The following is a 13,700-nucleotide window of genomic DNA, read 5'->3' on the forward strand; positions in this document are numbered from 1 at the left end:
AGCCGCCCCACATGAATATGGAACAATCCTTGGGTTTGGGCAAATCGCGCCCGGACTCCGATGCCGAACGCCGCCGCCTCCAGCTTTACATCAACCTGAAACTGTCCTCTACCGGGCAACCAGCCTCCCTCGCCGGGGACAACGAATTCCTGTCCATCGCCGATGACCTGCTTGCCAGTTACCGTGAAAAGAACCGTTTACTGACTGGCTACCTGTGCCCCGCCGACCAGCGTATCCAAGATTTCCTCGACAGCTATCTCGCGGATTGTGGCGCGGAAAAAGTACGCTTGCCCGGTAACAGCATTGTCCTCGACCGCTACGGTGTGGCGCGGGAACTCTCCTTACCGTCGGATGGCGATGCCTTCAAATCCGACATCGTGTCCAGCTACCGCATCAAACAAGGCATTTTGCACAACCCTGCGAATGACCGCCGCACCACCAAAGGCTCGTTCCACATTGCCGAAGGTGGCTTGCCGATTCCCGGTGATAAAAAAGCCGTGCCGAAAATAGCGTATGCGCGGATGTTGCAACATGCCCTCAACCCGCCGGACGACTTGCTGGCACTGCCTTTCACCGCCAACGAAGAACACAAAGCCCGCCTGTTCGTTTCCTTACTATTGCGCCCCGTGGTTTGCCCCGAAATTCCCGGTAGCGAAGCTGAAAAAAGCATGGAAATCCGCTTTTTTGCCCCCGGCAATCTGGTCAGCAACCTCGATTTCGTCGAAAGCATTTTCGGCAATGCAGGCAACCCCTACCTGCCCAAACACGATGCCGCGCTCGACGTAGAGCATTGGACAGGGCATACCGGCTGCGTGATCCTTGCCCCGCATTTGACCCGCTTGACCAAACAGGAATTGGGTTTGCCGCATTACGACCAAGCCAGCGCCCGCCAGCGCAAAGATGGCATGTGCTGGAAAGAAGAAGGCGAACGTTACAACGACGGCAGTGCTTTCAAAATTGTGGCACGCGACAAACGCGGCGTGATTGTCACCATCCTCGCCGACAACTATTACGGCTATTGCAAGAAAGAAGTCAAAACCCAGATCAGCTATTCCGCCAACCTGTTCGGGCTGGCTGAAGAAGAGCACGCGGGCGGCGCACTCGCGTTCCAACGCCGCAATCATGGCGAAGAATACGGCACGGATAGCCGCACCCGCAAACGCCCAGACGTTTATAATTTCGACAGCATGGTGGCGCAATTTGGCGCGGTGATGGACGTGCAGCCCGAAGGCTACGCCATCGACAAAGCCCACCCCGACCTGATCTATTTGCCGCTCGACATCCGCATGGATTTGCGCACCCAAAGCATCCGCTGGAAAAATGAGAAGGGTGAATACAGCCTGAAATTGCGCCCCAATAAAGTCTATATGCAGCCCAACGGCTACAAGACCGAAATGCAGAAACACCCGTCTGCTCCATCATGGCGGATTATTGGTACGGATGCGGAAGGCACGTTCTGCCACAAGCCTTGTACGGTATCCGGCGGCGGCAAGTCGGAAATTTCCAAATCGCTGAATGATGCGGTGATTTACGGCCCGGTATTCGTGCAAGATTTCGAGACGGATATGGATCAAGTCGCGGCGATTTTCGACTACGATTACAGCACCCGTTTCAAACCGGAATGTGCGGATGAAGACCGTGACCCTTCCCGTCAACCGCTCAGCGAAGAACGCAGCCTTGGCTCGGTGATCAAATTGTTTACGCCATCACCCAGCCATACCGATGCCTACAATGCGTGGCTGTCGGCGATTCCGGCGCGGATTTTGTCGCAAGCTTTCATTATCAAGCGCATGTATAAACCGGAATGGGGCAAGGATTGGCGCAAGCATTTCTCGGTGGATGTCATCAACGGAATGCCCGGTAACGCGCTTAAACACAACGGACGTGATTTAGTGGCTTCGTATTTGCGGGTAGGCTTGGGGAATGGCGGCAACTGGCGCACCTACAAAGTCCGCCAGGATTTCATCGCCACCGAAAAAGTGCAGATGGAAGACGACATTAGCGCGTCGGTCGTGGTGAGCGCGGATAAATTGCCGAACCGTTCGCCGAAATCCTCCAATCCCAGCGTCAAACTGGTGAAAAACTGCGAATACCGCCTGTTCCAACGCCCCGATGAAGCGATTCATCGTGGTTTCGACAAGCAAACCGAGTTCGACATGGCGCAACCGGGCAACTTCATTGCCAATTTCGAGCCGCTCAAGGGCGATAACCTTACCGAAATCGTTGAGGATGTGGTTGAGTTCCAGAAATACACTGCGCCGATGGCGAATTTGCTGCAAGCGGCGTGTGAGTCCGGCGAATACGTGGTGTCGTCCGCCAACCCGCGTTTGGTGAATGGCAAGCCCAGCGAAAACCCGCGTTATTTGCAAATCCGCCCCGACTTGCAGCAGCCGATGCGTAAATACATTGCGGAAATGGGGGCGCGTTTCCAGCGGCGCGTGCCGTTGGATCAGCCGCTGATGACTCCGGTGGATGCGGTGCTGACCGGGCGGCGTAATAATCCGCCGGGTAAGGGCATCCGTCCACTGGCAGTGTTCAACCCGATCCATTATCAGGAATTGCCGGAACTGTTTATGGATTTCATCTGTAGCGTGACGGGCAAATCGCCTTCCACCACGGGCGCAGGTAGCGAAGGCGCGTTGACCAAAGCACCGTTCAATGCGTTGCGCACCACGGCGGATCTGAACAATGCGCTGGTGTCGTTCATGATCAGCGGCTACGCGGGCTTTTCCAGCGCGGCGGGCTATATCGGCGCGAATTTACGGGTCGATCACGACATCAGTTTGCTGATTCCCGAAATTTGGTCACGGCTGCGCGAAAACGAGCGCGATCCGGCGTATTTGATTGAACACGGCTATCTGGAAGCCTTGAGCGATTTCGAGCATCACGGGCAATGGGTGCAAGCCAGCCGCTTGGGGTATCGGATCACTGACCGTTTCGTCGCGACTTTCATGGGCAAAATCTTTGACAATCCGGCGGTGGTGTTCGGCGAAGACATCCTCAAACCCGAAACGCAAGGCATGGATGTGTTCGTGGATGGCGTGAACAATATCGTCGAAGCGCAGCAACAGGTGGCGCAGGCGTATCTGGACGATGGCAGTATTGAAGATGCTTGCCCGCCGCTGAAAGCTTTGCTGCATATCATGGCAACGGGGCAGTATGAGGGTAGGGATGCGCATCATCCCGACATCCGGGCAATGTTTACCCGCGAGGCGTTGCTGGCATCTGACTGGTATCAGCAGCGTTTGCTGACCAAGCAACAGCGCGATGCGGCGTTGTGGGAACGCCATTGCGCGTATCTGCAAGCATTCCTCGGCAAGGAAACCCATCAGGATGTGGCGGAACGGCTGGATATTGCCGGACGGTTGCAGCAGGCGCAGGATAAACTGGCACGGATTCGCACGGCGGCATATCTGAAAAGTTTGCAGGGAACGATAGGCGCGGATTTGCTGGGGTGTTACGCCTAAGTCTCTGTGGCGATACGATACGGCAAATGTTCAGTGGCAGCACGCATGTAGTCTGCCACTGAACCACGCTCATAAGCCGCGTGACGTTCCACTGCCGCACGAAAGACCGGTTCCCGCAGCCAATGCGCGGAACGTGTCAGGGTGGGAATAAAGCCACGCGGAATCTTATGCTCCCCTTGGGCACCCGGCTCAAACACCTGTAGACCGTGCCGGATGCAATACTCAATCCCTTGGTAATAACACGCCTCAAAGTGCAGGCTGTCGATTTCCTGTGTACACCCCCAATGCCGCCCATAAAGCCGGGTGGCACTGGCAAACATCAACGAACCAGCGATACAGTCGCCCTCACGGTTGTCAGCCATAATCAGCAACGCCTGTTCGCCCAAGGCCGTTGCCATTTCGCGGAAAAAGCCAACATTTAAGGTCGGGATGCCCCACTTGCTTTCAAAGGTGTGTTGGTAGAAAAAGGCAAAGCGCTCCCAATCTTCCGCTGTTGCAGTGTGACCGTTGAGTTGCCGTAAGGTGACCCCCGCATCCGCCACCTTACGACGTTCCTGCTTGATATTTTTACGCTTTTTCGCAGTGAGGACGGCGAGGAAATCGTCAAAGCTCTGGTAATCCGCATTGCGCCAGTGAAATTGGCAGTCATGGCGAATGGTTAGCCCCTGTTGTGCCAGCCAGTCAAGCTGTTCAGCAGGTGGAAACAAACAATGGAAACTGCTGGATTCCAACGCTTCTGCCACTTGCATCACCGCCGCTAACAGTACCGGCAATAATTCTGCCTCTCGCCCTGTGGCTACGAGCAAACGTTGCCCACTAGCGGGAGTGTAGGGGATGCTAGAAACCAGTTTCGGAAAATACCGCAGCCCGTGCTGCTCATAGGCACGCGCCCATGCATGGTCGAAGACAAATTCGCCGTAAGTATTGCTTTTCTCATACAAGGGCATCGCAGCAACCAACACCTCTTGTTCATAGACAACGATGTGGCGCGGTAGCCATTCAAACTCTGGAATGTTCAGGCAACCATGATGTTCGAGCGCGGTAAGAAACTCGTGACGCAAGAAAGGGTTGGCGTCTTGCACCAAAGCATTCCATTGCTCAGCGGCAACGCTATCAAGATTGGGGAGAATGTTAATTTGCATGGCAAGCAATGCTAGCCGGTTTACGCAGGGCGGACAAATTCCCTGCTCAGTCCGGGGCGGATTTCAGTTAGTATGCTTTAACTCGCTGACTTTTTGCTTGCCGTGGTTTTCTTTCCTGCTGGCTTTTTGGCTACGCTGGCTTTTTTGGGCGCGGCTTTAGCTGTTACCGGCTTAGGTTTTTCGACCTTTGCTGCAACGGGCTTATCTGCCGCTTCAGTTTCTGGTTTTACCGCTGCGGCCTTCTTCGCCCCTTTTTTGGCGCTCTTGGCCTCGGCAACAACCGCAATCAGGGCTTCGCATTCTTCCAAAGTCATGCTGTCCGGTTCGCGGTCTTTGGGCAGACGTGCCTGCACTTTAACACGCTTGATAACCTTGTTGATGTACGGCCCCCAGCGCCCTTTGAGAATCTGCACGCCGTTGCCAAAGTCCACCAGAACTTTTTCGGCATCTTTGACTTTTTTCTCGGCAATCAGCTCCAGTGCCCGTTCCAGCGTGATGGTGTGCGGGTCATCTTCTTTTTTCAGCGAAGCGAATTGGTCGCCGTATTTCACATAAGGGCCAAAACGCCCCACATTGGCGCTGATGGCTTTGCCATCTTCGGTTTCACCCAATTGGCGCGGCAATTTGAAGAGTTCGAGGGCTTCTTCCAGTGTGACCGTATCCAGCTTCATACCGGGGCGTAACCCGGCGAATACCGGCTTTTCCTCATCGTCTTTGGTGCCGATTTGCACCATCGGCCCGAAACGCCCTAAACGTACCGATACCGGCCTGCCACTGGTCGGGTCGATACCCAATTCACGGGACTGGAGCACATCGCTACGGTTGACACTTTCCATCTTTTCATCAACGAGCTGGTGAAACGGCTGCCAGAAGGCATCCATGACCGGAACCCACGCTTTTTCACCGCGTGAAATTTCATCCAATTCATTTTCAAGGTTGGCGGTGAAATCGTAATCCACGTATTGGGTGAAATGTTCCGTCAAAAACCGGATCACAATGCGCCCAATATCCGTCGGCGTGAAACGGCGATTGTCCAGCTCGACGTATTCACGTGCCAACAGGGTCGAAATAATGCTGGCGTAGGTCGACGGACGCCCAATGCCATATTCTTCCAAGGCTTTGACCAGCGAGGCTTCGGAATAGCGCGGCGGTGGCTCGGTGAAATGCTGTTCTGCTGCAATGTCGTGCAGCGTGATGCTTTCACCTTCTTCCAACGGCGGTAGCGGGCTTTCCTTTTCGCTGGCGCGATCATCCAAGCCTTCTTCGTACACCATGAGAAAACCGGGATCACGAATGGTGGAACCGGACGCCCGGAAAAAACTGCCCGTTTCTGCGTTCAAATCCGCCGATACCGTATCCAGGGTGGCGTAGATCATTTGGCACGCCACGGTGCGTTTCCAGATCAACTCGTACAGCCTGAACTGTTCTTCATTGAGATGGCTTTTGACCTGTTCTGGCGTGCGGTGTGCCGAGGTTGGGCGTACTGCTTCGTGTGCTTCCTGCGCATTTTTGGATTTATTTTTATAGAAGTTGGGGGTTTCCGGCAATTTGTCCTGACCGTAACGCTGTCCGATCAAGCCACGCAATTCAGCCAATGCTTCGTTTGCCAATGTCACCGAGTCGGTACGCATATAGGTAATTAACCCCACCGGGCCGTTACCGAGGTCAATCCCTTCGTATAATTGCTGGGCAACACGCATGGCGCGTTGCGTGGAAAACTTGAGTTTGCGCACCGCTTCTTGCTGCAAGGTAGAAGTGGTAAACGGCGGCGCGGGGTAACGCTTGCGTTGCTTTTTGTCGACTTTGCTGACTAACAATTTGCCGTTGGCTACTTGCAGTAAGCGCTGACGTACTTCAGTGGCACGTGCCTCATTATTAATATCAAACTGGTCGAGTTTGTGGCCATCAAGCGTGTGTAAGCGTGCACTGAAGGCTTGAGCGTCTTTTTCATTTTGCGCGGTCATCGTCCAGTATTCTTGGCGGACGAAACGTTCGATTTCTTCCTCGCGCTCGACAATCAGGCGCAATGCCGGGCTTTGCACCCGCCCAGCCGAAAGGCTGGGCTTGATCTTACGCCACAGCAAGGGGGAGAGGTTGAAACCGACCAGATAATCCAAGGCACGACGGGCTTGCTGCGCATCCACCAAATCGTGGGCAAGGTCACGCGGGTTGGCAACGGCCTCTTGCACCGCGTGTTTGGTAATTTCGTGAAAGACCACGCGCTGCACATTTTTGCCTTTAAGTGCACCGCGTTCGTTCAACAATTCGTATAAATGCCAAGAAATAGCTTCGCCTTCACGATCCGGGTCAGTCGCGAGATACAGGTTGTTGGCTTTTTTGAGCGCCCGCGCAATCGCATCCACATGCTTTTGGTTGCGGTCGATGATTTCATAACGCATCGCGTAGCCGTTATCGGGGTCGACAGCGCCCTCCTTGGGGATCAAGTCACGCACATGACCGTAAGAGGCCAGCACTTCAAACCCGCTCCCCAAGTACTTTTGGATGGTTTTACCCTTCGCCGGAGATTCGACGATTACTAGATTTTCGCTCATTTTTTATGCTTCAAGGCGCTACTGCCCGTGTTTCAATTAGTCACAAGGCGGCATTTTATGCTTGTAACTGGGGGGAAAGTAAAGTTTTGCAAGCAATCTAAGTGAAATCAGTGTGAATCTGCCCCCCCTCAAACCTCCCTTGCCACCGCCCGATGCCCAATATCGGTACGGTAATACACATCCTGCCAAGTAATGGCCTGCACTAGCTGATAAGCCGCTGCCTGCGCTTCGGTGACAGAGTTGCCTAAGCCTACTGCACACAAAACACGCCCGCCTTGGGTGACAACCTTACCATCCTGAACGGCGGTTCCGGCATGAAAGATTTTACCCTCAAGCGTTGCGGCATTATCCAAACCATGAATCACCGCGCCTTTTGCATAAGCATCCGGGTAGCCGCCCGCAGCCAGCACCACGCCCAATGAGGCACGGCTATCCCACTCAGCAGTCACTTTATCCAAGCGCCCCTCCAACGCCGCTTCCAGCAAGCCGACGAAATCGGATTGCAAACGCACCATAATCGGCTGGGTTTCGGGATCACCAAAGCGGCAATTGAATTCCAGCACTTTCGGCACACCTTGCGCATTAATCATCACGCCTGCGTACAAAAAGCCGGTGTAAGGAATGCCATCCGCCGCCATGCCACGCACGGTGGGGTAAATCACTTCCTGCATAATGCGTTCGTGCATCGCTGGTGTCACCACCGGTGCGGGGGAATACGCGCCCATGCCGCCGGTATTCGGGCCTTTATCGCCGTTGTCGCGGGCTTTGTGGTCTTGCGAACTTGCCATTGCCAGCACGTGTTCGCCATCCACCATCACGATGAAACTGGCTTCTTCACCCAGTAAAAACTCTTCAATCACCACGCGACTGCCCGCCGCACCAAAGGCATTGCCTGCCAGCATATCCTGCACCGCTGCAATCGCCTCGTCCTCGGTTTGCGCCAGAATCACGCCCTTGCCCGCTGCCAGCCCATCTGCCTTCACCACAATCGGCGCACCCATTTTGCGGATGTAGGCAATCGCTGGTTCAATTTCGGTGAAATTCGCGTATTCGGCAGTGGCAATGTGATGCCGAGCCAGAAAATCTTTGGCAAAGGCTTTCGACGATTCCAATTGCGCCGCTTGCTGGGTGGGGCCAAAACAACGCAAACCCGCCGCCCGGAATTTATCCACAATGCCTTTGGAAAGCGGCGCTTCGGGACCAACCACGGTCAGTTCAATCGCGTGTTGCTGCGCGTATGCCAGCAATGCATCCACGTCTTCCGCCGCAATCGGCACATTGCGCATGTTCGGCTCCAATGCCGTGCCCGCATTACCGGGAGCAACCAACACCTCGCTTACCCGCCCGGATTGCGCAATCTTCCATGCCAGCGCGTGTTCACGCCCGCCGCCGCCTACCACCAGAACTTTCATGCTGTTACTCCCGTTGAATCCTGAAAAACGCACCATTAAAGCGGGATTAGGTAGCCGTTTCAAGCGTTCATGCGTTTAATCATTCAAGTTGAGACCGGGAATAAAGGAATATCCGGGATATGAAATATTATTACTATGGGTGTCTAATCATCGCTGCATTGCTCAGCGGGTGCGGGCAGAAAATACATACAGCAACCATAACATCACCGATCACACGAATAGTTGCTACCGTCTACGCTGTGCAAACAGAAACGGATTCCGTTACCTGCCACCAACTACCCGATGCACGCTCGCTAGTCGTCACGCCCTTGCACAAGCATCAACAAGTCGACCTAGTATCACTACAGGGAAGTATGGAGCAACACGGTGAAGAGTACTGGCTGCACGTCTACCCACGCGACACCATTCACACCCCTTGTTACGTGAATGTACGCTATCTGATGCCGCTTGCTGGATAGCTCTGGTATCCTCAGCGTTTTCCCAGCAGCAAGTGCCATCACCATGAGTAAAATCGTAGAAGCCAATAGCCGTATCCGCTGGCTTTACCAACTATTCCTCGCCGACGGACACCAGGTAGAAGCCTGCGAAGACCCCGCAGGTGACATCTTGCAACTGGGTCAAGGCGAGCTTCACCCCAATATCGAAAACGCCCTGATCGGTCTGCCACAAGGCGAGCCCATCCGCCTGATTATTATGGCGGATCAAGCCTTTGGGTATCCCGACCCTGATGCCATCCAAACACTGGCACACAACGAATTTCCTGCCGAAATGCCCTTGGCTATCGGGCAAATCATCAGCTTCTCGCTACCATCTGGGCAAGAAATCCCCGGCAAAGTGCTAGAAATTAGCGCTGACAACGTGGTCGTGGATTTCAATCATCCGCTGGCTGGGCATAACATCACCGTTGAACTGGAAATTCTCGACATTTTCTAGGGTAGAAACGCAAAATCTTGCGTCTCTACGGTGCAATTACCTCAGTAAACAAGGTATAAATTCTAAAAATTTCCCCTGCACGCTCATTTGGTTGATTATAAATAGCATCAAAATTAACAACCAAATGAGTCACATGACCATAATTGCACATATTTCTGACCTGCACTTTGGATGTGAATCGCCGATACTGCGGGAAAGCCTGCTGGAAACGTTGGAACATATCCACCCCGAACTGGTGGTCATCAGTGGCGACCTAACCCAACAAGCCAGCCGCCTTGAGTTCCGTGCCGCCCGTGAATTTCTGAGTACGCTGCCTTACCCATACCTGATTGTTCCCGGCAACCACGACCTCACCGAACGCAATTTACCGGAACGCTTGCTGTTTCCTTGGCAAAAATGGCGACACTACATTTCCCCCGAACTCGAACCCACCAAAAACGATGAGGCTTTTATTGCTATCGGCATCAACACAGCACGACGCGCCAGCTTACACCCCGACTGGTCACGCGGTAGCATCAGCCGATTGCAGGTCGCCCGTATCCGTCGCCAATTGCAAACCACCCCAGCATCCAGCCTGCGCCTGTTAACCGCACACCACCCCTTCTGGTTGCCTCCCCTGTTTGTGCACCGCGAATTAGTCAGACATGGGGAAACAGCACTACAAGCCTTTCGATCCGAAGTCGACATTATTTTGAGCGGGCATGTCCACCTCGCCTACGCACAAGTGACGCAAGGGGTGATTGTCTCGCACGCGGGAACGACGCTTTCCAACCGCCTGCTGCTGCATCACACCAATAGTTTTAACGTGATTCGCGGGGATCGGGAACGCCTCAGCGTGGAATTGATGGAATGGGGCAGTCAGCGCTTTCGCTTTGCACGCCAACAAGTATTCCAGCGACACGAGGATGGCTGGCATCAGCAGCATTAGTGTTATAATAAATATCTGATCATCATAACCAAGACGCCATGCAATACCCCAACGCCACCTACATTGCCCAAACCCGCTGCTGGCTGGAAAACGTTGTCCTCAAGCACAACCTGTGTCCGTTTGCCCACAAGCCGTTCAAAGGCGGGCAAATCCGCTACGTAGTGACTGATTCCGCCCGCCCCGAATTTTTGCTGGAAGACTTGCAGCACGAACTGGAACAACTTCGTGCAACACCGGCAAGTGAAGTCGAAACCACCCTGCTGATTCACCCCGGCACGCTGGAAGATTTTCTCGATTATAACGACTTTCTTGATCTGGTCGATGCGCTGCTGGAAGACAGCGGCTTTGCAGGTGAATTCCAGGTCGCCAGCTTCCACCCCGATTACCAGTTTGAAGGCACGCGCCCGAACGACGCAGAAAACTACACCAACCGCTCACCCTGGCCAATGCTGCACTTAATCCGCGAAGACAGCCTAGCGCAAGCCGTTGACAGTTATCCTGATGTCGATGCCATTCCTGAACGCAATATTGAAACCATGAACGCGTTGGGAACGGCACACCACCGTCAGGTGTTGGAAACCTGTCTGCAAACCAAAAAAGAGCCTGAATGAAAAGCCACATCCACCGTATCCGCGAAGAATTACCGCTAGTTCTCTTGTTTATCGCCACCCTTTGGGGCGTATTTCTGTTGGATCGTATTCTACCATTGGAGCGTTTGGGGCTGATTCCGCGAGACTTAGGCGGCTTGATCGGTATTGTGACCATGCCGTTCCTGCATTCCAACTTTACACATTTGCTGAACAACACTGTGCCGCTGGCGGTATTGCTGACCTTACTGGCAGGTTCGCGCACCGATTCACGCGCGGCGGTGGCACTGGTCACGATCGTGGGTGGCGTATTGCTGTGGGTGTTTGGGCGCGGGCATTCGCTGCATATCGGTACCAGCGGGCTGGTGTTTGGGCTGGCGGTGTTCCTGATCGTATCCGGCGCATTAGAACGGCGCGTTGTGCCACTACTCGTCAGTGCTTTTGTGGCATTCACTTACGGCACAACCTTGCTCACGGGCATCTTGCCTTGGCAAGCCGGTGTATCGTGGGATGGGCATTTACTTGGTGGTATCGCGGGCGGCTTGGTGGCATGGCTCTTGGTACGCAAAACCCCAGCCGCCTAAGTGCTTACACTGGAAAGCCGGAATCACCAATGGTGCGTAAGGCTTTCAGCACATCCAAGCGCGTGATCACCCCCACCACGCGGTTATCATCCACCACCGGGTAACGGCGGTAATGGTCATCCATGAACATTTTAGCCACATCGAGAATGCTGTCTTCCGCATCCACGGTGCGCACATCCCGTGACATCCGTTCACCCACCGTACCGCGCCAGCCGGAATGGTAGCCAGAACGCAATGCCACATCAATGCAGTCAGTAACGGATAAAATCCCCACTAGATTACCCAAATTATCCAACACCGCGCCACCAAACAGGTTGCGCTCGGTAAACACCTTCACGGCTTCGCGAATATCCTGTCGCTCATACAGGGTCGCGAGACGGTTTGACATGTAATGACGCACCGACAATGAAACATCCGCCATAATCGACTCCTCCAGCTTATTCAAGATTTTAAAATATCCTGCCGTTTTAAGACGGCTTCGCGTTGTTCTTGTGCCATTTTTTGTTTGCGTTTCTCACAAGGATTAGAACAGGAACAGTCACTTTTTTCTATACCCGGAATCGCCGCTAAACCACCACAACTGCCTTTCAGGCTGCGCTGATTTAAAATCCAGCCCAAAGCTAAACCAATAATTGCCAACCCGAAAATAAGAAACGTTAATAGAAAAATTTTCACGATTATTTACCGTTAATCTTAGTAATTCCGAATATTATCATGCTGCACTGCAAAAACATTTCACGTTCATGAATTTTACGCTACTATTACCTTGGGTTAGGCAACTAACCCATTTCCTCCTAGCGGTTCGGGGTGGATGTCCACCCCGCTCTTTCCGATAATAATCAATTACTTGAATTGAAATAGCGTTAGCCACCAAAATCATCCAGTAAAATATTTTCGCGTTCTACCCCAATATCCAATAACATTCTGACGACAGCGGCATTCATCATGGGTGGCCCACACAAATAATATTCGCACTCTTCCGGTGCAGCATGATCTTTCAAATAATTTTTATAAAGCACATCGTGAATAAATCCGACATACCCCGTCCAATTATCTTCCGGCTGCGGTTCCGATAAGCCCATGTGCCAGGTAAAGTTCGTGTTTTCTGCTGCTAACGTGTCAAATTCATCCACGTAAAACGCTTCCCGCAAACTTCTTGCCCCGTACCAGAACGACATTTTGCGCTTGCTCTTCAAGCGACGTAACTGGTCGTAAATGTGCGAACGCATCGGTGCCATGCCCGCACCACCGCCGATAAATACCATTTCATTATCCGTCTTACGTGCAAAGAATTCACCGTAAGGCCCGGAAACCGTGACTTTATCGCCCGGTTTGAGGTTGAAAATGAACGATGACATTTTGCCCGGTGGCAGATCATTCTTACCCGGTGGCGGGGTCGCAATGCGCACATTGAGCATCACAATGTCGTCTTCTTCGGGGTAACTTGCCATGGAATAGGCACGCAATACCGGTTCTTCGACGTGCGATTCAATATCCCACAGCTTGTATTTGTCCCAATCGTCGCGGAACTTGGGTGGAATATCAAAGCTGGAATACTTCAAATCGTGCGGCGGGCATTCGATCTGAATATACCCCCCGGCACGGAAGTCGATTTTTTCGCCCTTCGGCAATTCCACCACCAATTCCTTGATAAAAGTGGCTTTATTGTCGTTGGAACGCACGGTGCATTCCCACTTTTTCACGCCGAATACGTCTTCTGGCACTTCGATTTTCATGTCTTGCTTGACAGCGACTTGGCAGGCTAAACGCTCGCCTTCGGCTGCTTGACGGCGGTTAATGTGGCCTTCTTCGGTCGCCAGTAACGTACCGCCGCCTTCCAGCACTTTTACGCGGCATTGCGCACACGTACCACCACCACCGCAGGCAGACGACACGAACAAGCCTTTTTCCGCCAATGCGCCCAGCAATTTCGTGCCGGGTTTCACGATCAGTTCTTTTTCACCATTCACCAGAATGCGAATATCGCCCGTTGCCACCAGTTTGGAACGCGCAAACAAAATGCCGTACACCAAGCCAATAATCATTAGGGTAAACAGGGCTACGCCCAAAATAACGGTTGTCATTGCGTGTTACC

General features: G+C 53.2%; 12 protein-coding genes. 6 read left to right on the forward strand and 6 right to left on the reverse strand.

Annotated features, from left to right (window positions below; translation table 11 throughout):
• Positions 1-11 precede the first annotated feature (11 nt).
• On the forward strand, positions 12-3,467 hold the full coding sequence (locus BLV87_RS05725) for a PPi-type phosphoenolpyruvate carboxykinase family protein (protein WP_093066312.1): 3,456 nt from the start codon (positions 12-14) through the stop codon (positions 3,465-3,467).
• Here the strand turns inward: BLV87_RS05725 and BLV87_RS05730 are convergent.
• From BLV87_RS05730 to purD, 3 genes are all read right to left on the reverse strand, one after another.
• A complete protein-coding gene (locus BLV87_RS05730) occupies positions 3,464-4,609 on the reverse strand; it encodes a GNAT family N-acetyltransferase (RefSeq protein WP_093066314.1) in 1,146 nt (381 codons plus the stop codon). The genes BLV87_RS05725 and BLV87_RS05730 overlap by 4 nt on opposite strands.
• A gap of 77 nt (positions 4,610-4,686) precedes the next feature.
• Positions 4,687-7,161, reverse strand: a complete 2,475-nt coding sequence (locus BLV87_RS05735) for a DNA topoisomerase I (protein WP_093066316.1) — start codon at positions 7,159-7,161, stop codon at positions 4,687-4,689.
• A gap of 128 nt (positions 7,162-7,289) precedes the next feature.
• The gene (gene purD / locus BLV87_RS05740; protein ID WP_093066318.1) at positions 7,290-8,573 is read right to left on the reverse strand and encodes a phosphoribosylamine--glycine ligase; all 1,284 of its coding nucleotides are present in this window, start codon (positions 8,571-8,573) and stop codon (positions 7,290-7,292) included.
• A 119-nt stretch (positions 8,574-8,692) separates the two neighbouring features.
• Here purD and BLV87_RS05745 point away from each other — a divergent pair, with 119 nt between their 5' ends.
• The 5 genes from BLV87_RS05745 (at position 8,693) to BLV87_RS05765 (ending at position 11,605) form a co-directional block, all read left to right on the forward strand.
• Positions 8,693-9,031 carry a hypothetical protein gene (locus tag BLV87_RS05745; RefSeq protein ID WP_093066320.1) on the forward strand — a complete coding sequence of 113 codons (339 nt, stop codon included), beginning with the start codon at positions 8,693-8,695 and terminating at the stop codon, positions 9,029-9,031.
• 43 nt (positions 9,032-9,074) lie between these two features.
• A complete protein-coding gene (locus BLV87_RS05750; protein WP_093066322.1) occupies positions 9,075-9,506 on the forward strand; it encodes an FKBP-type peptidyl-prolyl cis-trans isomerase in 432 nt (143 codons plus the stop codon).
• A 133-nt stretch (positions 9,507-9,639) separates the two neighbouring features.
• Positions 9,640-10,434 (forward strand): metallophosphoesterase family protein, encoded by a 795-nt coding sequence (locus tag BLV87_RS05755; RefSeq protein WP_093066324.1) that lies wholly within the window; start codon positions 9,640-9,642, stop codon positions 10,432-10,434.
• Between the two features lie 38 nt (positions 10,435-10,472).
• Positions 10,473-11,045, forward strand: coding sequence for a DUF1415 domain-containing protein (locus BLV87_RS05760; RefSeq protein WP_093066326.1), 573 nt, complete (start codon positions 10,473-10,475; stop codon positions 11,043-11,045).
• The gene (locus BLV87_RS05765) at positions 11,042-11,605 is read left to right on the forward strand and encodes a rhomboid family intramembrane serine protease (protein ID WP_093066328.1); all 564 of its coding nucleotides are present in this window, start codon (positions 11,042-11,044) and stop codon (positions 11,603-11,605) included. Before BLV87_RS05760 ends, BLV87_RS05765 begins: the two co-directional genes overlap by 4 nt.
• A gap of 4 nt (positions 11,606-11,609) precedes the next feature.
• Here the strand turns inward: BLV87_RS05765 and BLV87_RS05770 are convergent, their stop codons facing one another.
• The 3 genes from BLV87_RS05770 to nqrF all read right to left on the reverse strand — a co-directional run bounded on the left by BLV87_RS05770 (position 11,610) and on the right by nqrF (position 13,689).
• Entirely contained in the window at positions 11,610-12,050 is a 441-nt protein-coding gene (locus BLV87_RS05770; protein WP_245706929.1) for a CBS domain-containing protein, read from the reverse strand.
• Positions 12,047-12,280 carry a (Na+)-NQR maturation NqrM gene (gene nqrM, locus BLV87_RS05775; protein ID WP_217629943.1) on the reverse strand — a complete coding sequence of 78 codons (234 nt, stop codon included), beginning with the start codon at positions 12,278-12,280 and terminating at the stop codon, positions 12,047-12,049. Before nqrM ends, BLV87_RS05770 begins: the two co-directional genes overlap by 4 nt.
• A gap of 188 nt (positions 12,281-12,468) precedes the next feature.
• On the reverse strand, positions 12,469-13,689 hold the full coding sequence (nqrF, locus tag BLV87_RS05780) for an NADH:ubiquinone reductase (Na(+)-transporting) subunit F (protein ID WP_093066334.1): 1,221 nt from the start codon (positions 13,687-13,689) through the stop codon (positions 12,469-12,471).
• Positions 13,690-13,700 lie beyond the last annotated feature (11 nt).

Origin of the sequence: Thiothrix caldifontis (assembly GCF_900107695.1) — a bacterium.
Taxonomy (GTDB): Bacteria; Pseudomonadota; Gammaproteobacteria; order Thiotrichales; family Thiotrichaceae; genus Thiothrix; species Thiothrix caldifontis.

Bases quoted from the DNA above. Each gene is read 5' to 3' on its own strand.
- BLV87_RS05725 (WP_093066312.1), top strand. From the start codon at position 12: ATGAATATGGAACAATCCTTGGGTTTGGGCAAATCGCGCCCGGACTCC.
- BLV87_RS05730 (WP_093066314.1), bottom strand. From the start codon at position 4,609: ATGCAAATTAACATTCTCCCCAATCTTGATAGCGTTGCCGCTGAGCAA.
- BLV87_RS05735 (WP_093066316.1), bottom strand. From the start codon at position 7,161: ATGAGCGAAAATCTAGTAATCGTCGAATCTCCGGCGAAGGGTAAAACC.
- purD (WP_093066318.1), bottom strand. From the start codon at position 8,573: ATGAAAGTTCTGGTGGTAGGCGGCGGCGGGCGTGAACACGCGCTGGCA.
- BLV87_RS05745 (WP_093066320.1), top strand. From the start codon at position 8,693: ATGAAATATTATTACTATGGGTGTCTAATCATCGCTGCATTGCTCAGC.
- BLV87_RS05750 (WP_093066322.1), top strand. From the start codon at position 9,075: ATGAGTAAAATCGTAGAAGCCAATAGCCGTATCCGCTGGCTTTACCAA.
- BLV87_RS05755 (WP_093066324.1), top strand. From the start codon at position 9,640: ATGACCATAATTGCACATATTTCTGACCTGCACTTTGGATGTGAATCG.
- BLV87_RS05760 (WP_093066326.1), top strand. From the start codon at position 10,473: ATGCAATACCCCAACGCCACCTACATTGCCCAAACCCGCTGCTGGCTG.
- BLV87_RS05765 (WP_093066328.1), top strand. From the start codon at position 11,042: ATGAAAAGCCACATCCACCGTATCCGCGAAGAATTACCGCTAGTTCTC.
- nqrF (WP_093066334.1), bottom strand. From the start codon at position 13,689: ATGACAACCGTTATTTTGGGCGTAGCCCTGTTTACCCTAATGATTATT.